The following is a 21,498-nucleotide window of genomic DNA, read 5'->3' as shown; positions in this document are numbered from 1 at the left end:
CCCTTTCCGGAACATGAGGGACGTGTCGCCACGCCGACGAGACGCTCCGCCCCGCCGCCTCACATGGTAGCGATGCGCGTGCGCGCGTGGCAGTCATCGACACGGCATACCCGGCCGGGCGCACTTGCGGCGATAGCCTGGCCGGAAGATCAGCGGAAGGACTCCCGATGAGCGAACCCACTCCCCCTCCCCGGCCGCCGCTTCCCGAGCAGCCGGCCTCTCAGGCCGCGGCGGGCGCGGGCGCGCGGCGGCCCGCCCACTCCCCCGGATCCGCGGCGCCCGGCGACACCGCGGCCAGCGGGTCACCGTCGCCGGCGACCACCGCTGCGTACAGCCCCGCGACCGACCCGGACGACACGGGCGTGCCCCGGCTCGCCGGCGATGCCTCGGACGTCGGTCTCGGCTTCGTCCGGGCCCTCTTCGACATCTCCTTCCGGACGTTCATCACGCGCCGCCTCGCGAGCGCCTTCTACGTGGTGGGACTGGTGGCGATCGCCATCGGCTTCCTCGTGTACTTCATCGGAGGGATCGTGAGGTCGATCGGCCTGATCCCCGTCAACACCGGGGCGGGAGTCTCGCTCCTCGTGGCGACGCTCATCATCGTGCCGATCGTCACGTTCCTGTTGATCGTGGTGCTGCGCTTCATCATCGAGGCCGTCGTCGCGCTCATCGCCATCGCCGAGAACACCCAGCAGACCGCCGACAACACCGAGCGCTGACGCCGGAGCCCGCGGGGCGGGCGGCTTCGTCGGCTCGATCGCGTGACATCGGTGGCGCAGGCGAGCCGGTGAGGCGCAGGAGAGCCGGCGAAGTTCAGGCGAACAGCTCGAGCTCGCCCGGGGCTCCGTCGCGCACGCGCAGACCCGCGGCATCCGCCCACCGCACGAGACCCTCGCGGGAGCGCACGCGCGGACGCGCGACCGCGAGGCGCCGGACGAGGGCGCCCTTGGCATGCTTGTTGAAGTGGTTCAGGGCACGCACGGCGCCGCCGTCGGCCTCCGCCACCACCCGGACGTAGAGCGACGGGACCGACTCCGGCACGGGGCCGAGCGCCGAGTAGGCCTCGGAACGCAGGTCGAGCACGAACGGCGGCGCCGCCGCGGCCAGTGCGTCGGTCACAGCCCGAGCCCACACCCGCCGCAGCGGCGCGATGCCGGGGAGCGACGCCGACGCCCCGAGCCGGTACGCCGGGATCCGGTCGAGCGCCCCGACCGGACCGAGGGGAGCGGAGTGGATGAGCACGTGCCGCGACAACCACGAACGTGCGACGGAGTCGAGGGATGCCGCGTCCAGCGCGTCGTAGAGGACGCCGGTGTAGCGATCCACCGCCGGCATCGCCGGGGCCGTGCGCACGCGGGCATTGTGCTCGATCTCGTGAAGCTGCGTCGCTCCGAGTCTCAGGATGCGGGCGGATGCCGCGGCATCCGTCGCCAGCTCCTCCAGCGCCGCCAGCACCTGCTCGCGCTGAGGCGTCAGACCGGGCAGGGCGAGGCGCTCGAGGTCGAGCGGACGGCCGGCGCCGCCGGAGCGCTTGGTCTCGGACGGCGGGAGGAGGATCAGCATGCGGGCTTCCGGAAATGGCGCACGCCGCCCGGACGGATCCGGACGGCGTGCGCCGTCGACAGGCTCGGGGCCGGTCGGTCTTCAGGCGATGAGGGCGGCGTTGCCGGCGACGATCGAGATCTCGTCGCCGTCCATCGAGAGGAAGCCGTCCTGCGCGTTGGCGGTGATCTTGGTGCCGTCGGTCTTCGTGATGCGCACCTGGCCTTCGGCCAGCACGGCGAGCACCGGCTCGTGACCGGGCATGAAGCCGATCTCGCCGAGCACGGTCTTCGCCACGACGAGCGATGCCTCTCCCGACCACACCTCGGACTCGGCCGAGACGAGGGTGACCTTCAGGGGCATGTCAGCCGTTCTCCTTCTGGATGCGCGCCCACGCCTCTTCGACGTCGGAGATGCCGCCGACGTTGAAGAAGGCCTGCTCGGCGACGTGGTCGAAGTCGCCCTTGACGATCGCGTCGAACGACTCGATCGTCTCCTTGATCGGGACCGTGGAGCCCTCGACGCCGGTGAACTTCTTCGCCATGTACGTGTTCTGCGACAGGAACTGCTGGATGCGCCGTGCGCGGGAGACGACGACCTTGTCCTCTTCGGAGAGCTCGTCGACACCGAGGATCGCGATGATCTCCTGGAGCTCCTTGTTCTTCTGGAGGATCTGCTTGACGGCGGTGGCCACGCGGTAGTGGTCCTCGCCGATGTAGCGCGGGTCGAGGATGCGGCTCGTCGAGGCGAGCGGGTCGACCGCCGGGTAGAGACCCTTCGACGCGATCTCCCGGGAGAGCTCGGTCGTCGCGTCGAGGTGCGCGAAGGTCGTGGCCGGGGCGGGGTCGGTGTAGTCGTCGGCGGGGACGTAGATCGCCTGGAGCGACGTGATCGAGTGACCGCGCGTCGAGGTGATGCGCTCCTGGAGCACCCCCATCTCGTCGGCGAGGTTCGGCTGGTAGCCCACGGCGGAGGGCATGCGGCCGAGCAGCGTCGACACCTCCGAGCCCGCCTGCGTGAAGCGGAAGATGTTGTCGATGAAGAGGAGCACGTCCTGCTTCTGGACGTCGCGGAAGTACTCCGCCATCGTCAGGGCGGACAGGGCCACGCGCAGGCGCGTCCCCGGGGGCTCGTCCATCTGGCCGAAGACGAGAGCGGTCTTGTCGAAGACGCCCGCCTCCTCCATCTCGTGGATGAGGTCGTTGCCCTCACGCGTGCGCTCGCCGACGCCGGCGAACACCGACACGCCGCCGTGGTCCTGCGCGACGCGCTGGATCATCTCCTGGATGAGCACCGTCTTGCCGACGCCCGCGCCGCCGAAGAGGCCGATCTTCCCACCCTGGACGTACGGGGTCAGCAGGTCGATGACCTTGATGCCCGTCTCGAACATCTGCGTCTTCGACTCGAGCTGGTCGAAGCCAGGCGCCGAGCGGTGGATGCCCCAGCGCTCCGTGACCTCGATCTTCTCGTCGGGTCCGGCGTTGAGCACCTCGCCGGTCACGTTGAAGACACGGCCCTTCGTGACGTCGCCGACGGGGACGGTGATGGGGCCGCCGGTGTCGCGCACCTCCTGGCCGCGCACGACGCCGTCGGTGGGCTTCAGGGCGATGGCACGGACGAGGTCGTCACCGAGGTGCTGAGCGACCTCGAGGGTGAACTCGGTGGTCACGCCCTCGACCGTGACGCTCGTGGTGAGCGCGTTGTAGATGTCGGGGATCGAGTCGTGCGGGAACTCGATGTCGACGACGGGGCCCGTCACGCGGGCGACGCGACCGACGGCGGGCGCGGCGGTGGTGCCGGCTTCCGTCTTCTCAGCGGTGAGGCTCATGGCTTCTTCTCTTTCGTATGGTCTACTTGCCCGACGCCAGAGCGTCGGCGCCGCCGACGATCTCGGCGATCTGCTGCGTGATCTCGGCCTGGCGCGCGTTGTTGCGCAGGCGGGTGTAGTCGGTGATGAGCTTGTCGGCGTTGTCGCTCGCGGACTTCATGGCCTTCTGCGTCGCGGCGTGCTTCGCGGCCGACGACTGCAGGAGCGCGTTGAAGACGCGGCTCTGGATGTACACCGGCAGGAGGGCGTCGAGCACGACCCCCGCCTCGGGCTCGAACTCGTAGAGCGGGTAGACGGTCGCGCTCGACGCGTCCGCCTCCACGACCTCGAGCGGGAGCAGGCGGACGGTTTCGGGCGTCTGCGTCATCATGCTGACGAAGCGGTTGTAGACGAGGTTGATCTCGTCGACGCCGCCCTGGTCGCCGCCCCGGTCGTACGCATCGAGCAGGACGCCGGCGATCTCCTCCGCGGTGTGGAAGTGGGGGGTGTCGGTGTCGCCCGTCCACTCCGCCGCGCTCTCCATGCGACGGAACTGGAAGTACCCGACGGCCTTGCGGCCGACGAGGTAGAACACCGGCTCCTTGCCCTGGGAGCGCAGGAGCTCAGCCAGCTGCAGCCCCTCCCGCAGGATCTGGGAGTTGAACGCGCCCGCCAGGCCCCGGTCGGAGGCGAAGATCACGACCGCCGACCGGCGGATGACGTCGCGCTCCGTCGTGAGCGGGTGGTCGACGTTCGAGTGCGTCGCGACCGCCGACACGGCGCGCGTCACGGCGCGCGCGAACGGCGCCGAGGCGCGCACGCGTCCCATCGCCTTCTGGATGCGCGAAGCCGCGATGAGCTCCATCGCCTTGGTGATCTTCTTGGTCGTCTGAGCGGAAGAGATCTTCTGCTTGTAGACCCTGAGTTGAGCGCCCATTGTCCCTGTCCAGACCTGCCTTAGCGGCGGCCCTTGACGATCTTCTCCTGGCTGACGTCCTCGACGGCGGCGGCGTCGTACTCCTCGTGGCCGGGGGTGCCGATCGCCTGACCGCCCTTGCCGGCCTGGAACTCGAGGATGAACGCGTCGGTGACCTTGGCGAGCTCGGCGGCGGTGTCGTCGTCGAGCACGTTCGTGTCGCGCAGCGTCGTGAGGATCGTCGTGTTGCGGCGAAGGTAGTCCAGCAGCTCGCGCTCGAAGCGCAGCACGTCCTCGACCTCGATCGTGTCGAGCTTGCCGTTCGTGCCGGCCCAGATCGAGACGACCTGCTCCTCCACGGGGTACGGCGAGTACTGGGGCTGCTTCAGCAGTTCGGTCAGTCGCGCCCCGCGGGCGAGCTGACGACGCGACGCGGCATCCAGGTCGCTCGCGAACATCGCGAACGCCTCGAGCGAGCGGTACTGGGCGAGCTCCAGCTTGAGCGTGCCCGACACCTTCTTGATCGACTTCACCTGCGCGTCGCCGCCCACGCGCGACACCGAGATGCCCACGTCGACCGCGGGACGCTGGTTGGCGTTGAAGAGGTCGGACTGCAGGAAGATCTGTCCGTCGGTGATGGAGATGACGTTGGTCGGGATGTACGCCGACACATCGTTGGCCTTCGTCTCGATGAAGGGCAGACCCGTCATCGATCCGCCGCCGAGCTCGTCCGACAGCTTCGCGCAGCGCTCGAGCAGACGCGAGTGCAGGTAGAAGACGTCACCGGGGTACGCCTCGCGACCCGGCGGGCGGCGAAGCAGCAGCGAGACGGCGCGGTAGGCCTCGGCCTGCTTGGTCAAGTCGTCGAACACGATCAGCACGTGCTTGCCGTCGTACATCCAGTGCTGGCCGATGGCCGAGCCGGTGTACGGCGCCAGGTACTTGAAGCCGGCGGGGTCGGAGGCCGGGGCCGCGACGATCGTCGTGTACTCCATCGCGCCGGCGTCCTCGAGCGCGCCCTTCACCGCCGCGATCGTCGAGCCCTTCTGGCCGATCGCGACATAGATGCAGCGGACCTGCTTGACGGGGTCACCCGACTCCCAGTTGGCCTTCTGGTTGATGATCGTGTCGAGGGCGATCGCCGTCTTGCCGGTCTGGCGGTCGCCGATGACGAGCTGGCGCTGACCGCGGCCGATCGGGATCATCGCGTCGATCGCCTTGATGCCGGTCTGCATGGGCTCGTGCACGCTCTTGCGCTGCATGACGCCCGGCGCCTGCAGCTCGAGAGCGCGCCGGCCGTCCAGCGGCGCGACCTCGCCGAGGCCGTCGATCGGGTTGCCGAGCGGGTCGACGACGCGGCCGAGGTAGCCGTCGCCGACGGGGACCGAGAGGACCTCGCCGGTGCGCGTGACCTGCTGGCCGGCCTCGACGCCGGAGAAGTCGCCGAGGACGACCACGCCGATCTCGTGCTCGTCGAGGTTGAGCGCCAGGCCCTGGGTGCCGTCGGCGAACACGACGAGCTCGTTCGCCATGACGCCGGGCAGTCCCTCGACGTGGGCGATGCCGTCGGCAGCGTCGATGACGGTGCCGACCTCGGTGGCCGCAGCCCCCGTGGGCTCGTATGCGGCGACGAAGTCCTTCAGCGCGTCACGGATGACGTCGGGGCTGATTGAGAGTTCTGCCATTGTCTTCCTTCGTTCAGTGGGACCGTCGTGCGACCGGTCCCGAAGTCTCCGCCCGCGGGGGCGGGAAGTCTTGTGCTAGCCGGCCAGTCGCTGCCGGAGCTCGGCGAGGCGGGATGAGACGCTCGCGTCGATGACGTCGTCGGCGATCTGCACCCGCACGCCGCCGACCACCGTCGGGTCGATGACCGCGTTGATCGACACGTCGGTGCCGTAGCGCTTCGACAGCGCCGCGGCGAGCCGCTGGCTCTGGGCGGCGCTCAGCGGAACCGCCGAGACGACCGTCGCCACGGTGCGCCCGCGCTGGTCGGCGACGAGGTCCATCGCCCGCGACAGGAGCTGGCGAACGCGGCGCTCGCGCGGCTGCTGCACGAGCGACGAGACGATCAGCGTCGTCGCCTCGCTCGCGCGGCCGCCGAGGAGCGAGCGCACGAGCGAGCCCTTCGCCGAGTCATCCCCGAGCCGGCTGCCGAGTGCGAGCTCGAGCTGAGGGTTGGCGGCGACCGTGCGCGAGAACTGGAAGATCTCGCCCTCGATGTCGTACGCCGACCCGGCACGGGCGGCGGCGCGCACCGCGAGCTCCTCGATCGCGTCGATCAGGTCGGACGCCGACGACCAGCGCTGCCGGACGGCCGCCACGAGGAACGACACCGTCGTCGGCGAGAAGGTGCGGCCGAAGACGTCGGCGACCACCTTGGCGCGCGCCTCGGTCGACGCCGCGGAGTCCGCGAGCGCGCCGGCGAGCTGCGGCGAGTCGCCGAGGGCGCGAGCCGCCGCGAACAGCTCGTCCGCGACCCTCAGGTCGACCCCGGCGGTCCGGTCGAGCACCGCCGTCGTCGCGGCGAGCGCCGAAGTGGTCGCGCTTCCCATTACGCCCTCTGTCCGTCAGCCGAGCCGGCGGCGGCCGTCTCGGATGCTTCCAGCTCCGCGAGGAACCGGTCGACGACGTTCTGCGCCTTCGCGTCGTCGGCGAGGGATTCGCCGATGACGCCGCCGGCCAGGTCGATCGCGAGCGTCCCGACCTCGCTGCGCAGCGACACCAGCGCCGACTGGCGCTCGGCTTCGATCTGCGAGTGCGCGGATGCCGTGATGCGGGCGGCCTCGGCCGCAGCCGTCTCCTTCGCCTCGGCGATGATCTTGCGGCCGTCCTCGCGGGCGGCGTCGCGGATCTCGCCGGCCTCCTTGCGGGCACCGGCGAGCTGCGCGGTGTACTCCTCGAGGGCAGCCTCGGCGCGGCGCTGTGCCTCGTCGGCCTTGGCGATGTTGCCTTCGATCGCGGTGGCACGCTCGTCGAGCAGCTTCTTCAGCCGCGGAAGCGCGACTCTCCAGAAGATGAAGAGGATGACGATGAAGCACACCGACGACCAGACGATGTCATACCAGGCCGGCAGCAGCGGATTCGGGGTCTCACCCTCTTCCGCGGCGAGTGTGACAAGAGCGTTCAGCATCCTGTCTCCTTACGTCGTGAAGGCGGATCAGTAGCCGAAGATGAAGGCGGTCGCGATGCCGATGAAGGCGAGCGCCTCGGTGAAGGCGATACCGATCCACATGAGGACCTGCAGACGACCCGCGAGCTCGGGCTGGCGCGCCACGCCCTCGATGGTCTTGCCCACGACGATGCCCACGCCGATGGCCGGGCCGATCGCCGCGAGGCCGTAGCCGACGGTCGCGATGCTGCCGGTGATCTCGGCGAGAACCGTAGTTGCGTCCACGGGGGTGTTTCCTTTCGGTTATGGGCGGCAGTCAGCCGACCCGCTCAGTGCTCTTCCGCGACCGCGAGCTGGATGTAGACCGCGGTGAGGAGAGCGAAGACGTAGGCCTGGAGGACGGCCACGAGGATTTCGAAGAGTGTGAAGGCGAAGCCGAACGCGAGACTGCCCGCGGCGAGGATGCTCCACCAGCCGCCGGCGGTGAAGAGGAAGAACGACGTCGCCGAGAAGAACAGCACGAGCAGGAGGTGGCCGACCATCATGTTCATGAGGAGTCGCAGTGTCAGCGTGATCGGCCGGATGATGAACGTCGAGATGAACTCGATCGGCGTCACGATGAAGTAGATCGGCCACGGCACGCCGGAGGGGAAGAGCGAGTTCTTGAAGAAGTTCTTGGGGCTCTTCTTGAGGCCGGCGTAGATGAAGGTGACGTAGCTCACGACCGCGAGCGTCAGGGGCACCGCGATGATCGACGTGCCCGCGATGTTCAGGAACGGGATGACTCCCGTGATGTTCATGAACAGGATCATGAAGAACATCGTCGTGAGGATCGGGAGGAACCTCTCGCCGTCCTTCTTGCCCAGCAGGTCGTACGCGATGTTGTTGCGGACGAACCCGAGCCCCATCTCGGTCAAGCTCTGGAAGCGGCCCGGGACGACCTTCATCCGGCGCGTGCCGAGCCAGAACACCAGGACGACCGCGATCGTCGCGAGGAGCTGGATGATGTGGATGCGGGTGATCGGGATGCCGAAGACCGTCGTGACCACGTCGGGGAAGAACTCGAAGATCGACGGCGCGTGGAAGCCCTCGCCCTCTTCGGCGGTTTTGGCGATCAGGGTCGCAGCTTGAGTGAACAGCGCTGGCTCCAGCTTCGGGGCATCGGGGTGAACCGTTGCGACGATGGTCGATGAGCGTCACTCCGCAAGCGCTCGAAGCGAGCGGGCGGGCGCAGAACCACCCTATCAAACTCGGAAGGGCCCGGAAGCCGCGCCAGGGCTAGGCGGACCTGTGGTCTGACCTCTCCCCCGCCTCGGGATCGTCGGGCAGCTGCACATCGCTCACGTGCGGCACGCGCATGCGCAGCATGACGACGACGTCGACCAGCAGGGAGGCCAGCACGCTTACCACCACCGAGACGAAGAAGATGGTCGGCTCGATCCACGGCTGCCCCCGCAGGACGAGCAGGGCGACGATGAAGATGACGAACTTCAGGATCCACCCGCCCAGCACGATGCCGAAGAAGATGGGCACGTAGAGGTCGTCGCCGTACCATCGATTCGCGATCAGGATGCTGGCACCCGTGATCGCGAGGAAGACCGCCGCGATCACCACCCCCGCCAGCGCGCTCCACATCCCGGTCTTGCCGGCGACGAGGAAGCCGATGACGGCGGCGAGGACCGCCAGGACGGCCGTCACGATGCCCGACCACTGCAGCGTCGTGCGCAGGATCGGCGTGCTCGAAACAGGACTGGGGCTCATGAGACGGTCTCCGGGACGGGACGGGGCGCCGGTGTCCGGCGAGAGGGCAGGAAGGTCAGGACCAGGCAGGCGGCCGCCCCGACGATGAGGTAGAGGACGCCGGGGGCGTACAGGCCCGGCCAGCCGGCTGTCGTGCCGATGTACATCAGGAGGACGCTGAGTCCGACGATCGCCGTCCAGGCGTAGAAGATCACGACGGCGTCTCGATCGCTGTGGCCCATGTCGAGCATGCGGTGGTGGAGGTGCTTGCGGTCGGGCGAGAACGGTGACTTGCCCGCCTGCATGCGCCGGATGACGGCCATCCCGAAGTCGAGGAGCGGAAGCAGCACGATGACGATCGGGAGGAGGATCGGCAGGAACGCACCGAGCAGCTGGGATCGCCCGAAGTCCTCCGGGTCGAGCACCGTCGGGTCGAGCTGGCCGGTGATGGCGATCGCCGAGCAGGCCATGAGCAGACCGATCATGAGGGCTCCGGCATCCCCCATGAACAGCTTCGCGGGGCTCCAGTTGAGCGGGAGGAAGCCCAGGCACGCGCCGATCAGGACCGCGGCCAGGAACGTCGCGAGCGAGAAGTTGCTGGCCGTGAAGTCGCGCGAGAGCATATAGGAGTACGCGAAGAAGACGCCGTTCGCGATGAGGCACACTCCGGCGACGAGCCCGTCGAGACCGTCGATGAAGTTGACGGCGTTCATGACGATGACGATCGCGAAGACGGTGAGCGCGAAGCTCACCCACCCCGAGCCGACCGTGAGGCCGCCGATCGGCAGGGAGTAGATCTGCAGCTCGCCGAACCACGCGATGATGCCCGCCGCGAGGAACTGGGCGCCCAGCTTGATGAACCAGTCGAGGTCCCACAGGTCGTCGCAGATCCCGACGATCACGATGATGATCGTCGCGGCGAGGATCGCCCAGACCTGCTGCGGCACGCTCCACACGATCGCGAAGTACGGGTTGGCGGCGGAGACCCCGATCGCGGCGACGACGCCGAAGAACATCGCGATGCCGCCGAGGCGCGGGGTGGGGGTCTTGTGGACGTCGCGCTCGCGGATGCCGGGATACAGCTTGTACTTCGTGCTGAGCCGCCACACCGCCCACGAGAGGGCGAAGGTCACGATCGCCGTGAACAGCACCGTGAAGAGATACTGCTTCACGCGCCGCCGCCGGCGGCCTCGGAGTCCGGATCGTCCTCGAGGAGCCCGCCGAGCACCTCGCGCAGCTGCGCTCGGCTGATCGCGCCCTCCCGCAGCACGCGGATGCGCGGCTCCGCGCCCCCCACGAGGCTCGTCGCGTCCACGATCGTGGACGAGATGCCGGTCTTGGAGTAGCCGTCGTCGAGATAGACCGCGATGCTCTCGCCCAGCATGTCCTGCGCGTCCTCGATCCGGACGGCGGCGGGCCGGCCCGTCCGGTTGGCGCTCGACACGGCCAGCGGACCGGTCTCCTCGAGCAGCTCGAGGGCGATGCGGTGCGCCGGCATGCGCACCGCGACGGTGCCGTGCGTGTCGCCGAGGTCCCACGACAGGGACGGCTGTGCCGGCAGGACGATCGTGAGGCCACCGGGCCAGAACTCCTCGACGAGCTTCTCGACGGCCGGCGGGACCTCGGCGACGAGGGCGCGCAGCGTCGTGAGCCCCGCGACGAGGACGGGGGGCGGCGACTGCCGGCCGCGGCCCTTCGCGTCGAGGAGGCGCTGGACGGCGCCGGCGCTGAACGCGTCGGCGGCGACGCCGTAGACCGTGTCGGTCGGCATGACGACGAGCTCGCCGCGGCCGATCGCCTGACGGGCTTGGCGCATACCGGGGAGAAGCTGCGCCTCGTCGCGGCAGTCGAAGAGGGAGGACATGGCGCCGTCAGTCTACCTGCGACCCGCCGCCGGCCCCGCCGGGCGTCAGGCCCGCAGCGCCGTCGTGGCTCGGTCGCGCAGCGTCAGATCCGGGTGCGTCGCCGGGGCGCGCCAGCCGTCGCCGGCGAGGATGCCGCGGATCGCCTCGCCCTGCCACTCGCCGTGCTCGATGACGATCGTCCCGCCCGGATGCAGGAGCCGGCGTCCCACCCGGCTGAGCACCCGCACGACGTCGAGTCCGTCCTCGCCGCCGTACAGCGCCGCAGGCGGGTCGAAGAGCCGCACCTCCGGGTCGCGCGGGATCGCGGCATCCGGAACGTAGGGCGGATTCGACACGAGCACCGAGACCGTGCCGTCCAGCTCGGGGAACGCGTGCTCGAGGTCGACGAAGGCCAGGTGCGCGTTCCCGGCGTCCACCTCGCGGAAGTTCTCCTCGGTCCAGGCGAAGGCCTCCGCCGAGTTCTCCGCGGCGTGCACCTGCGCGTGGGGCACCTCGGTGGCAAGCGCCAGGGCGATCGCGCCGCTGCCCGTCCCGAGGTCGACGGCGACGGGAGAGGGGGATGCCGCGGCCCGCAGCGCGTCGATCGCCAGCTGGGCGACAATCTCGGTCTCGGGCCTCGGCACGAAGACTCCCGGTCCCACGCGCAGCTCGAGATGGCGGAACGGCGCGCGGCCGGTCAGATGCTGGAGCGGCTCGCGCGTCGCGCGTCGCGCGACCAGGGCCTCGAACCGCTCGGCGTCCGCGAGCGGCATGTCTTCCCCGCGCAGCGCCCGCGCCTGGACCTCTCCCCGTCCTCCCCCGAGGACATGCGCCGCGAGCAGCTCGGCGTCGACCCGAGCGTCGGGCACGCCGGCCCCGGTGAGCGCCGCCGCCGCTCGGCGCAGGTGGTCGGAGAGCGGAACGGGATCCGTATGATCTGACGACATGGCGCCCTCAGCCTACGTGCGTCGCGACGGCCGTCGGGCTCGCGGCTTCCGGGCCCGCGGGAGCGCCGGCGCCTCCCGCGCGGGCCCAGGCGTCACATGCCGTAATTTTCGCGACCGGCTCTCCTAGGCTGATGCCATCCGGGCAGGGACGCCCGCGCACGTCGGATCAGCCGGCGACAGAACCCGACTCCACCCGAATCGAAAGGCCGACCAGAGAACATGCCCGGCATCCACTCCGACATCACCAGCGCCTTCGGCGACACCCCGCTCGTCCGCCTCAACCGCGTCACCGAGGGCCTGCCCGGCACGGTGCTGGCCAAGCTGGAGTTCTACAACCCGGCCTCGAGCGTCAAGGACCGCCTCGGCATCGCGATCGTCGACGCCGCCGAGGCATCCGGTCAGCTGAAGCCAGGGGGCACGATCGTCGAGGCCACGAGCGGGAACACGGGCATCGCTCTGGCCATGGTCGGTGCCGCGCGCGGCTACAAGGTGATTCTCGCGATGCCCTCGTCGATGTCCGTGGAGCGCCGCCTGCTGCTCAAGGCGTACGGTGCCGAGCTCGTGCTCACCGACCCGTCCGGCGGTATGAAGGGCGCCGTGGCGCAGGCCGAGGAGATCGTCGCCGAGACGCCCGGCGCGGTGCTCGCGCGCCAGTTCGAGAACGAGGCGAACCCCGCCATCCACCGCAAGACGACCGCGGAGGAGATCCTTCGCGACACCGACGGCAAGGTCGACTACTTCGTCGCCGGCATCGGCACGGGCGGCACCATCACGGGTGTCGGGCAGGTGCTCAAGGAGCGCGTACCGGACGCCACGGTCGTGGCCGTCGAGCCGGCCGACTCGCCCCTGCTCACCAAGGGCACCCCCGGACCGCACAAGATCCAGGGCATCGGCCCGAACTTCGTCCCGGCGATCCTCGACCGGGGCGTCATCGACGAGGTCGTGGACGTCGAGCTCGACGACGCGCTGCGCGTCGCGCGCGAGGTCGGCACGAAGGAGGGGATCCTCGTCGGGATCTCCAGCGGCGCTGCGGTCTGGGCGGCGCTGCAGGTCGCCGCGCGCCCCGAGGCCGCGGGCAAGAATATCGTTGTCGTGGTGCCCTCGTTCGGAGAGCGCTACCTCTCGACCGTCCTGTACGAAGACCTGCGAGAGGGCTGAACCGCTCCATCGTCGGGAGAACCCCCGTGCCCCGCATACACGCCGACATCACCACCGCCTTCGGCGACACCCCTCTGGTGCGCCTGAACCGCCTGACCGAGGGGCTGGGGGCCGAGGTGGTGGCCAAGCTCGAGTTCTACAACCCGGGCAAGAGCGTCAAGTGCAGGCTCGCCATCGCGCTGATCGATGCCGCGGAGCAGTCCGGCGAGCTGAAGCCCGGCGGCACGATCGTGGAGTCGACCAGCGGCAACACAGGGATCGCCCTCGCGCTCTTCGGCGCCGCCCGCGGCTACCGGGTGATCCTCACGATGCCCGCTTCGATGTCGAAGGAGCGCCGCACGCTCTTGAAGGCGTACGGGGCGGAACTTGTGCTGACCGACCCGTACAAGGGCATGACCGAGGCCGTCGAGGCCGCGAAGCGGATCGTCGCCGAGACGCCCGGGGCGGTCCTGGCGCGGCAGTTCGACCATCCGGCGAACGCCGCCATCCACCGCCGCACGACCGCCGAGGAGATCTGGCGGGACACGGACGGCCGGGTGGACTGGTTCGTCGCGGGATCGGGCACGGGAGGGACGATCACGGGGGTCAGCCAGGTGCTCAAGGAGCGCAACCCCGCGCTGCGGTCGGTGCTCGTGGAGCCGAAGGACTCCCCGCTGCTGACCGAGGGGCGCGCCGGCGGGCACCGCATCCAGGGCATCGGGCCGAACTTCGTGCCGGACGTGCTGGATCGCAGCGTCGTCGACGAGATCTTCGACGTCGGCTTCGACGAGGCGATCGACATCGCCCGCAGGCTCGCGACGGAGGAGGGCATCCTCGCCGGCATGTCGGCGGGCGCGGCGGTGTGGGCGGCGCTTCAGATCGCCGCGCGTCCGGAGGCGGAGGGGCAGCGGATCGTCGTGATCATCCCCGACTCGGGCGAGCGCTATCTCTCGACGGCGCTCTACGAGCATCTGCGCGAGCCCGAAGGGGCGAGAGCATGAGCGCCATCTCCTCCGCCCTCGATCGCATCCGCGAGGATCTCGCCGCGGCGAAGCTGCGCGATCCCGCCGCTCGCGGCAGCGTCGAGATCGCGCTGCTCTACCCGGGCCTGCATGCCGTCTGGGCTCACCGCGTCGACCACTGGCTGTGGCTCCGCGGGTATCGGTTCCTGGCGAGGGCCGGGTCGCAGGTCGCGCGCTGGCTCACGGGGATCGAGATCCACCCGGGCGCGACGATCGGCCGCCGCTTCTTCATCGACCACGGGATGGGCGTCGTCATCGGCGAGACGGCCGAGGTGGGCGACGACGTCATGCTGTACCACGGCGTCACGCTCGGCGGGCGCACGCGCGACGGGGGCAAACGGCATCCGACCCTGGGCGACGGCGTCGCGGTCGGCGCGGGGGCGAAGGTGCTCGGGCCGATCACGATCGGCTCGGGATCGGTCATCGGCGCCAACGCCGTCGTGACGAAGGATGCCCCGGCCGACAGCATCCTCGTCGGCGTCCCCGCCAAGCCGCGTGCCCGGCAGGCGGGCGAGGACACGCGCGCCCTGCTCACGGTGCCCGAGTACCACATCTGATCGCCCGCCCGGCCGTCGGCGGGGGACGCCAGGCCCGCACGGTTGCGGGCGCTGCGGCGGGCCGTCAGACTCCCGCGCGGTCGAGCCAGTCGCACAGGAGCGCCCCGACGAGCGCGGGTCGCTCGTGCGGAAGCGCATGTCCCGCGTCGGCGACCGTCGCCACCGTCGCGTGCGGGCACCGCTCGCCCAGGCGCTGCTGACGGTGCCAGCCGACGTAGCGGTCGTGCCGGGCAGCCACGATGAGGACGGGGGCGGTGAGGATGACGCCGTCGGGATCGACGGCGTGCGGCCCGGGGCCGATCGCGCGTTCGAGCGTGTCGTCGTCGACCTCGCCGGTGGCCGGAGCGACGTCGCGCCGGAAGCGCTCCAACGTGTCGGCCGTGCGCACGACGAAGTAGCCCTCGAACTCCTTCCGCTCCCCCTCGTCGAGCTCGGCCGCCACCCCGTCGTCGCGCACGACATCGCCCCGGGCCGTGTCCCAGGGACCGGGAACGACCGGGCACAGCACGGCGAGCCCCGCCAGCCGCGACGACCGGCGGGCCGCGAAGGCCCGTGCCAGGTGGCCTCCGAAGGAGTGGCCGAGCAGGAGGAAGGGTCCGTCGGGTGCCTCGGCGTCGAGGACGAGATCGAGCAGATCGAGCACGGCGTCCGGCGTCGGCACGCCGGAGGAGGGTCGCGAGTCGCCGTGGCCAGGGAGGTCGACGTAGATGCGGCGGACGGCCCGGTGCCCCACCATGGGCTCGAGGAATCCGCGCACCTCCACACGGCTGGAGTACGCGCCGTGAAGCGCGAGCAGGGGGACGCCGGATCCGTGCACCTCGTAGGCGATCGACGCGGATGATCCGGCCGAGACGCGACGGACCGGCGGATCAGCGACGGCGAGGGGAGGCATCCGTCAGGATCCCCGTCGCTCGGCGACTCGCCTCTTGAGGAACAGCGGTGGCAGCAGCCACGATGCCAGGGCCGTGACGAGCCACACGATGAGCGTGCCGATGATCCACGCCACCGGCCCGTCGATGCCGATGCCGGCCGCCGGGATCAGCACCGCGATGAGGAGCGCGACGAACGTCGAGATGAGACCGATGCCGCCGATGAGAGCCTCGGCGTGCCGGCGCGTGACCCGCAGGAGCCACGGCGCCAGGACGCTCTGGAGCACCGCGAAGATGACGACTGCGAGGAGGATGCCCCACCAGTCGTCCCAGTGGAGGGAGAAGCCGGGAAGGATGAGGTCCGCCGCGACGAGCCCCACGAACGCCGAGACGAGGAAGATCGCCGCGCGGATCAGGAAGGTGATCACGCGCTCAGGCTAATGACCCCGAGAGGCGCGGTGCCGCGCTATCGCCCGCGAGTGGTGAGGCCTTCGCCGCGTTCTCAGGCGTCGGAGCCGAGGGCCGCCAGCCGCGCCTCCTCGTCGGCCTGGATGGCCGACTCGATGATCGGCTCGAGCGCGCCGTCCAGAACCTGATCGAGGTTGTACGCCTTGTAGCCGGTCCGGTGATCGGCGATCCGGTTCTCCGGGAAGTTGTAGGTGCGGATCCGCTCGGAGCGGTCCATTCCGCGGATCTGCGAGCGACGGGCATCGGATGCCGCGGCATCCCGCTCCTCCTGCTGCTTGGCCAGCAGGCGCGCCCGGAGCACGCGCATGCCGGCCTCGCGGTTCTGCAGCTGCGACTTCTCGTTCTGCATCGAGACGACGATGCCCGTCGGGAGATGCGTGATGCGCACGGCCGAGTCCGTGGTGTTGACGGACTGCCCGCCCGGACCGGAAGAGCGGAACACGTCGATCTTCAGGTCGTTCGGGTCGATCTGGATCTCTTCGGGCTCGTCGACCTCGGGGAAGACGAGCACGCCCGTCGTGGAGGTGTGGATGCGCCCCTGCGACTCGGTCGCCGGCACGCGCTGCACGCGGTGCACGCCGCCCTCGTACTTCAGGTGCGCCCAGACTCCCTGCGCCGGGTCGGACGACGAGCCCTTGATCGCGACCTGGACGTCCTTGAAGCCGCCGAGGTCGGACTCGTTCCGCTCGAGGAGCTCCGTCTTCCAGCCCTTCGACGCCGCGTACTGCAGGTACATCCGGAGGAGGTCCGCCGCGAACAGCGCCGACTCGGCGCCCCCCTCGCCCTGCTTGATCTCCATGATGACGTCGCGCGCGTCGTCGGGGTCGCGCGGGATCAGCAGGCGCCGCAGCCTCTCCTGAGCCTCCGCGAGGCGCTCCTCGAGGACCGGCACCTCGTCGGCGAACGCCGCGTCCTCACGCGCCAGCTCGCGCGCCGCGTCGAGGTCATCGGATGCCGCGACCCACGCGTCGTAGGCGGCGACGATCTTCGACAGCTCCGCGTAGCGGCGGTTGACGCGCTTCGCGCGCCCCGCGTCGGCGTGCACGGCCGGGTCGGAGAGCTCCTCCTGGACCGCCTTGTGCTCGTCGATCAGCGCCCGGACGGAATCGAACATCGCGGGGTCGGACATCATGACCCCGCGACGGGCTCAGGGACCGGAGAGGACACGGGTCGAGGGATCAGCGGATGCTGTTCTCGTGACCGTGGCTGTGCCCGCCGCCGTGCGCGGGAGTCGGGATCGACTTCTGCATCTGCACGAGGAACTCGACGTTCGAGCTCGTCTCCTTGAGCTTGCCGAGCACGACCTCGAGCGCCTGCTGCGGGTCGAGGCCCGCCAGCGCGCGACGCAGCTTCCAGGTGATCTTGACCTCGTCGGGGCTGAGGAGCATCTCCTCTCGGCGCGTGCTCGACGCGTTGACGTCGACCGCGGGGAAGATCCGCTTGTCGGCGAGCTGGCGGTTGAGGCGCAGCTCGCTGTTGCCCGTGCCCTTGAACTCCTCGAAGATGACGTCGTCCATCTTGGAGCCGGTCTCGACGAGGGCCGTCGCGAGGATCGTGAGCGACCCGCCGTTCTCGATGTTGCGCGCCGCGCCGAAGAAGCGCTTGGGCGGGTACAGCGCCGACGCGTCGACGCCACCGGTGAGAACGCGGCCGGACGTCGGCGCCGAGATGTTGTAGGCGCGGCCGAGGCGCGTGATGGAGTCGAGGAGCACCACGACATCGCGACCGAGCTCGACGAGGCGCTTCGCGCGCTCGATCGCCAGTTCCGCGACGGTCGTGTGGTCTTCGGCCGGACGGTCGAAGGTCGAGGCGATGACCTCGCCGCGCACCGTGCGCTGCATGTCGGTGACCTCTTCGGGGCGCTCGTCGACGAGCACGACCATGAGGTGGACCTCGGGGTTGTTGATCGCAATGGCGTTGGCGATCTGCTGCAGCACGATCGTCTTGCCGGCCTTCGGCGGTGCGACGATGAGGCCACGCTGGCCCTTGCCGATGGGCGCGACGAGGTCGATGATGCGCTGCGTGAGCTTCTCGGGCGCCGTCTCGAGGCGCAGGCGCTCCTGCGGGTAGAGCGGCGTGAGCTTGCCGAACTCCACGCGGGTCGCCGCATCGTCGACCGACAGGCCGTTGATCGAGTCCACCTTGACGAGCGCGTTGTACTTCTGGCGGCTCGACTGCTCGCCCTCGCGGGGCTGCTTGATCGCGCCGACGACGGCGTCGCCCTTGCGCAGGTTGTACTTCTTGACCTGGCCGAGCGAGACGTAGACGTCGCTCGTCCCCGGGAGGTATCCCGTGGTGCGGACGAAGGCGTAGTTGTCGAGCACGTCGAGGATGCCCGCGATCGGGATCAGGACGTCGTCCTCGCCGATCTCGGTCTCGAACTCGTCACCCGTCGTCTGACCGCGACGCTTGTTGCGCTGGCGGTTTCGACCGGCGCCCTGCGCCTGCTCGTCGTCCTGCTCGGCGGGCTGCGCGGCCGACGGGGCGTTCTGGCCGCCCGGAGCGCCCTGAGCGGTCTGCCCGTTCTGGGCGTTCTGGCCGTTGCCCTGGGCGTTCTGTCCGCGGTTGCGGTTGCGGCTGCGCGACCGGCTGCGCGAGCGCGACGGCGTCTCCTCGCCGGCGGCGTCGGCTGCGGATGCCTCGCCCTCGGCGCCCTGAGCCTGCTCGCCGGGGGTCTGCTCGGCGTCGGCCTGCTCGGCGTCGGCCTGCTCGGCGTCGGACGGGGCCTCGGACTCGGCGGGCGACTCCGCCGGCTCCTCGCCCGCGACGGCGCCCTCGGCCGCCTGCCCGCCCTCACCCGGAACCTCGGCCGGGCCTTGCGTCGGGACCTCGGCGACAGCCTCGCCCGAGGCCTCCGCGGTCTCGGCGGCCGCGGCGTCGGCGTCGGCCTTCGCGCCCGTGCTCTTGGCGCGGCGCGGGGCGCGCTTGCGCGGAGCCTTGGCCGGCGTGTCGGCAGGCGCCTCGGCGGCCGGCGCGGCCTCGGGCTCCGGGGCGGCCTCGGGCTCCGCGGCGGCCGGCGCTTCCGCGGGCGCGTCGGCGGTAGCCCCGGGCTCGGGCTCGGTCGCGCTCGGAGCCTGCTCGGCGGGCTCCGCGGGCACGTCGGCCCCGGCCGGGGCGGACTCCTCCGCCTGCGCGTCAGGCTCCGCGGCAGGCTCCTCGGCCTGCTCCGCGGGCTCCGCGGGCACCTCGACGGCGCCCTCGGCGTCGGCGACGGTGTCGCCGGCGGTCACGTTCTCGGCATCCTCGGGCGCCTCGATGCGCTCTTCGGAGGACGTGTCGACGTTGTGGATCTCGGAGATGGACTCCACGAGTTCTCCCTTGTGAAACGAATGGATGTGCACGCCGGCGCCGTCCCGCGCGCGGCAGAAATGCAGGCCGCGCAGGCCTGGACGGACTGCTCAGACAACCGGGTGGCCGCTCAGCGGTCGATCAGGCGGGGATGTGCCAGGGTTTCGCAGAATTGCGACGGAGGCCAGATTCACGTGTTTACGTGGAACCCTCCGCGTACTCCCTCACTGTACCACCCTTGAAGTCGACGGCGAGCATGAGCGCGTCCCACGGGGTGTCGGTCACGGTGGCAGCGAGTTCGGCGGCCGCGAGGCGCTGGCCGGGCCCGTCGGCGAGCACCAGCACGCTGGGACCCGCACCCGAGACGACCGCCGCGAAACCGCCTGCGCGCAGCGACCGGACGAGCGTGTCCGTGCCGGGCATCGCCTGCGCGCGGTAGTTCTGGTGGAGCTTGTCCTCGGTCGCGGCCAGCAGGAGCTCCGGGCTCTGGGTGAGTGCGGCGATGAGCAGCGCGGAGCGCGACACGTTGAAGACCGCGTCCTCCCGCGGGACGTGCAGGGGCTGCAGGCTCCGCGCGAGCTTCGTCGACATCGTGAACTCCGGAACGAACACCAGCGGGGAGACGCCACGGTGCACGAGCAGCTTCTTGTGCTGTGGGCCGGTCTCGTCCATCCACGCGATCGTCAGCCCGCCGAAGAGCGCCGGCGCGACGTTGTCGGGGTGCCCCTCGAGCTCCGTGGCCAGGGAGAGGAGCGTCTCGTCGCCGAACGGCACGTCCCCCTCGAGGAGTCCCTTCGCCGCGAGGAGTCCCGACACGACGGCTGCTCCGGAGGATCCCATGCCGCGGCCGTGCGGGATGACGTTGCGGGCCCGGAGGCGCAGGCCCGGCATCCGTCGCCCCGCCGCCTCGAAGGCGTAGGCGATCGAGCGCACGACGAGATTGGAGGCGTCGCGCGGGACGTCGGCCGCACCCTCGCCCGTGACCTCGATCTCGAGCCCCGCGTGCGGGAGCGCCGTGACGATCAGCTCGTCGTAGACGCTCAGCGCGAGACCGAGGGTGTCGAAGCCGGGACCGAGGTTGGCGCTCGTCGCGGGCACGCGCACGAGCACGCTGCGCCCTTCGAGGAGCTCAGGGGTCGAGCCGCGCGCGGCTGCGTTCACTCGGCCGCCCCGACGGGCACCAGATCAAGGACGGATGCCACCTCCGACGTGGTCGCGTCGACCACGGTCGGCTCGACCGTCGTGCCGTCGGCGTTGCGCAGCGCCCACTGGGGGTCCTTGAGTCCGTGCCCGGTCACCGTGAGCACCACGCGCGCGCCGCGCGGGACGACTCCCGCCTCGGCGCGGTCGAGGAGGCCCGCGACACTGATCGCCGAGGCGGGCTCGACGAAGATGCCCACCTCTCCCGCGAGCAGCTTCTGCGCCGCGAGGATGCGGTCGTCGTCGATGGCTCCGAAGTAGCCGTCCGTCGCCTCGCGCGCATCGATCGCGAGGTGCCACGAGGCCGGGTTGCCGATGCGGATCGCACTGGCGACGGTCTCGGGGTTCTTCACGACCGCGCCGGTCACGAGCGGGGCGGAGCCCTCGGCCTGGAACCCGAACATCCGCGGGACGCGGGCGGAGACGCCCGCCTCGGCCTCCTCGGTGTAGCCGCGCGTGTACGCGGTGTAGTTGCCGGCGTTGCCCACCGGGATGAAGTGGAAGTCGGGCGCATCGCCCAGCTGCTCCACGATCTCGTAAGCCGCGGTCTTCTGCCCGTCGATGCGGTCGGGGTTGACCGAGTTGACCAGGTGCACGGGGTAGTCGTCGGCGAGCTCGCGGGCGATCTCGAGACAGTCGTCGAAGTTGCCGCGGATCTGGATGAGCCGGCCGTTGTGCGCGACCGCCTGGCTCAGCTTGCCCATCGCGATCTTGCCCTCGGGGACGAGCACCGCCGCCGTGATGCCGGCGTGCGCCGCGTAGGCGGCGGCCGAGGCGGATGTGTTGCCCGTCGACGCGCAGATGACGGCCTTGGCGCCGTGCTCGATCGCGCGCGAGACGGCGACCGTCATCCCGCGGTCCTTGAACGACCCGGTCGGGTTCATGCCCTCGAACTTGACCCACACGTCGGCGCCCGTGCGCTGCGACAGCGCGGGTGCGGGCAGGAGCGGCGTGCCGCCCTCGCCGAGGGTCACGACGGTCGAGGCATCCGAGACGCCCAGACGGTCGCCGTACTCGCGGAGTACTCCGCGCCAGACGTGTGCTGCCATGTC

The 21,498-nt window shown here is 70.5% G+C and carries 23 protein-coding genes; 4 read left to right on the top strand and 19 right to left on the bottom strand.

Translation table 11 applies throughout. The features are described from left to right. The first annotated feature begins 167 nt into the window (after window positions 1-167). Window positions 168-719, top strand: coding sequence for a DUF4282 domain-containing protein (locus EV279_RS14730; RefSeq protein ID WP_133545303.1), 552 nt, complete (start codon window positions 168-170; stop codon window positions 717-719). Between the two features lie 94 nt (window positions 720-813). Here the strand turns inward: EV279_RS14730 and yaaA are convergent, their stop codons facing one another. The 13 genes from yaaA to prmC form a co-directional block, all read right to left on the bottom strand. Then, window positions 814-1,563, bottom strand: a complete 750-nt coding sequence (yaaA, locus tag EV279_RS14725) for a peroxide stress protein YaaA (protein ID WP_133545301.1) — start codon at window positions 1,561-1,563, stop codon at window positions 814-816. Between the two features lie 81 nt (window positions 1,564-1,644). Next, complete coding sequence (locus tag EV279_RS14720) at window positions 1,645-1,905, bottom strand: F0F1 ATP synthase subunit epsilon (protein WP_133545299.1); 261 nt, start codon at window positions 1,903-1,905, stop codon at window positions 1,645-1,647. A 1-nt stretch (window position 1,906) separates the two neighbouring features. Then, a complete protein-coding gene (atpD, locus tag EV279_RS14715) occupies window positions 1,907-3,370 on the bottom strand; it encodes a F0F1 ATP synthase subunit beta (RefSeq protein WP_133545297.1) in 1,464 nt (487 codons plus the stop codon). 22 nt (window positions 3,371-3,392) lie between these two features. Then, complete coding sequence (locus tag EV279_RS14710; protein WP_133545295.1) at window positions 3,393-4,286, bottom strand: F0F1 ATP synthase subunit gamma; 894 nt, start codon at window positions 4,284-4,286, stop codon at window positions 3,393-3,395. A 20-nt stretch (window positions 4,287-4,306) separates the two neighbouring features. After that, window positions 4,307-5,950 (bottom strand): F0F1 ATP synthase subunit alpha, encoded by a 1,644-nt coding sequence (gene atpA / locus EV279_RS14705; RefSeq protein ID WP_133545293.1) that lies wholly within the window; start codon window positions 5,948-5,950, stop codon window positions 4,307-4,309. A gap of 75 nt (window positions 5,951-6,025) precedes the next feature. Then, window positions 6,026-6,817, bottom strand: a complete 792-nt coding sequence (locus tag EV279_RS14700; protein WP_133545291.1) for a F0F1 ATP synthase subunit delta — start codon at window positions 6,815-6,817, stop codon at window positions 6,026-6,028. Then, the gene (locus EV279_RS14695; protein WP_133545289.1) at window positions 6,817-7,395 is read right to left on the bottom strand and encodes a F0F1 ATP synthase subunit B; all 579 of its coding nucleotides are present in this window, start codon (window positions 7,393-7,395) and stop codon (window positions 6,817-6,819) included. The genes EV279_RS14700 and EV279_RS14695 overlap by 1 nt, the downstream gene beginning before the upstream one ends. A gap of 27 nt (window positions 7,396-7,422) precedes the next feature. After that, window positions 7,423-7,659, bottom strand: coding sequence for an ATP synthase F0 subunit C (atpE, locus tag EV279_RS14690; RefSeq protein WP_133545287.1), 237 nt, complete (start codon window positions 7,657-7,659; stop codon window positions 7,423-7,425). 44 nt (window positions 7,660-7,703) lie between these two features. Further along, the gene (atpB, locus tag EV279_RS14685) at window positions 7,704-8,513 is read right to left on the bottom strand and encodes a F0F1 ATP synthase subunit A (RefSeq protein WP_133545285.1); all 810 of its coding nucleotides are present in this window, start codon (window positions 8,511-8,513) and stop codon (window positions 7,704-7,706) included. Window positions 8,514-8,652: 139 nt separating this feature from the next. Further along, complete coding sequence (locus tag EV279_RS14680; protein ID WP_133545283.1) at window positions 8,653-9,135, bottom strand: hypothetical protein; 483 nt, start codon at window positions 9,133-9,135, stop codon at window positions 8,653-8,655. Beyond that, window positions 9,132-10,286 (bottom strand): MraY family glycosyltransferase, encoded by a 1,155-nt coding sequence (locus EV279_RS14675; protein WP_133545281.1) that lies wholly within the window; start codon window positions 10,284-10,286, stop codon window positions 9,132-9,134. The genes EV279_RS14680 and EV279_RS14675 overlap by 4 nt, the downstream gene beginning before the upstream one ends. Further along, on the bottom strand, window positions 10,283-10,978 hold the full coding sequence (locus EV279_RS14670) for an L-threonylcarbamoyladenylate synthase (RefSeq protein WP_133545279.1): 696 nt from the start codon (window positions 10,976-10,978) through the stop codon (window positions 10,283-10,285). Before EV279_RS14670 ends, EV279_RS14675 begins: the two co-directional genes overlap by 4 nt. Window positions 10,979-11,023: 45 nt before the next feature. Further along, a complete protein-coding gene (prmC, locus tag EV279_RS14665) occupies window positions 11,024-11,905 on the bottom strand; it encodes a peptide chain release factor N(5)-glutamine methyltransferase (protein ID WP_133545277.1) in 882 nt (293 codons plus the stop codon). Between the two features lie 219 nt (window positions 11,906-12,124). On the opposite strand from prmC, the gene cysK (EV279_RS14660) reads away from it, so the two are divergent. The 3 genes from cysK (EV279_RS14660) to epsC are packed head-to-tail and all read left to right on the top strand — an operon-like array spanning window position 12,125 to window position 14,621. Further along, window positions 12,125-13,063: a cysteine synthase A gene (cysK, locus tag EV279_RS14660; RefSeq protein ID WP_133545275.1), complete on the top strand. Its 939-nt coding sequence runs from the start codon at window positions 12,125-12,127 to the stop codon at window positions 13,061-13,063. Between the two features lie 26 nt (window positions 13,064-13,089). Next, a complete protein-coding gene (cysK, locus tag EV279_RS14655) occupies window positions 13,090-14,043 on the top strand; it encodes a cysteine synthase A (protein ID WP_133545273.1) in 954 nt (317 codons plus the stop codon). Continuing rightward, window positions 14,040-14,621 (top strand): serine O-acetyltransferase EpsC, encoded by a 582-nt coding sequence (gene epsC / locus EV279_RS14650; RefSeq protein ID WP_133545271.1) that lies wholly within the window; start codon window positions 14,040-14,042, stop codon window positions 14,619-14,621. Before cysK (EV279_RS14655) ends, epsC begins: the two co-directional genes overlap by 4 nt. 64 nt (window positions 14,622-14,685) lie before the next feature. On the opposite strand, the gene EV279_RS14645 is transcribed toward epsC, so the two are convergent. From EV279_RS14645 to thrC, 6 genes are all read right to left on the bottom strand, one after another. Continuing rightward, the gene (locus tag EV279_RS14645; protein WP_133545269.1) at window positions 14,686-15,513 is read right to left on the bottom strand and encodes an alpha/beta hydrolase; all 828 of its coding nucleotides are present in this window, start codon (window positions 15,511-15,513) and stop codon (window positions 14,686-14,688) included. A gap of 3 nt (window positions 15,514-15,516) precedes the next feature. Continuing rightward, window positions 15,517-15,918, bottom strand: a complete 402-nt coding sequence (locus EV279_RS14640; protein ID WP_133545267.1) for a phage holin family protein — start codon at window positions 15,916-15,918, stop codon at window positions 15,517-15,519. Window positions 15,919-15,992: 74 nt separating this feature from the next. Then, on the bottom strand, window positions 15,993-17,072 hold the full coding sequence (gene prfA / locus EV279_RS14635) for a peptide chain release factor 1 (protein ID WP_133545265.1): 1,080 nt from the start codon (window positions 17,070-17,072) through the stop codon (window positions 15,993-15,995). Window positions 17,073-17,136: 64 nt separating this feature from the next. Further along, the gene (gene rho / locus EV279_RS14630; protein WP_243728634.1) at window positions 17,137-19,266 is read right to left on the bottom strand and encodes a transcription termination factor Rho; all 2,130 of its coding nucleotides are present in this window, start codon (window positions 19,264-19,266) and stop codon (window positions 17,137-17,139) included. Between the two features lie 178 nt (window positions 19,267-19,444). After that, window positions 19,445-20,407: a homoserine kinase gene (gene thrB, locus EV279_RS14625; protein ID WP_133545263.1), complete on the bottom strand. Its 963-nt coding sequence runs from the start codon at window positions 20,405-20,407 to the stop codon at window positions 19,445-19,447. Beyond that, the gene (thrC, locus tag EV279_RS14620) at window positions 20,404-21,495 is read right to left on the bottom strand and encodes a threonine synthase (protein WP_133545260.1); all 1,092 of its coding nucleotides are present in this window, start codon (window positions 21,493-21,495) and stop codon (window positions 20,404-20,406) included. Before thrC ends, thrB begins: the two co-directional genes overlap by 4 nt. Window positions 21,496-21,498: the final 3 nt, after the last annotated feature.

The organism is Microbacterium sp. BK668, from assembly GCF_004362195.1.
GTDB lineage: Bacteria > Actinomycetota > Actinomycetes > Actinomycetales > Microbacteriaceae > Microbacterium.
Note: the sequence above shows the minus strand (reverse complement) of the source record. Positions and strands in the feature narration are given on the sequence as shown.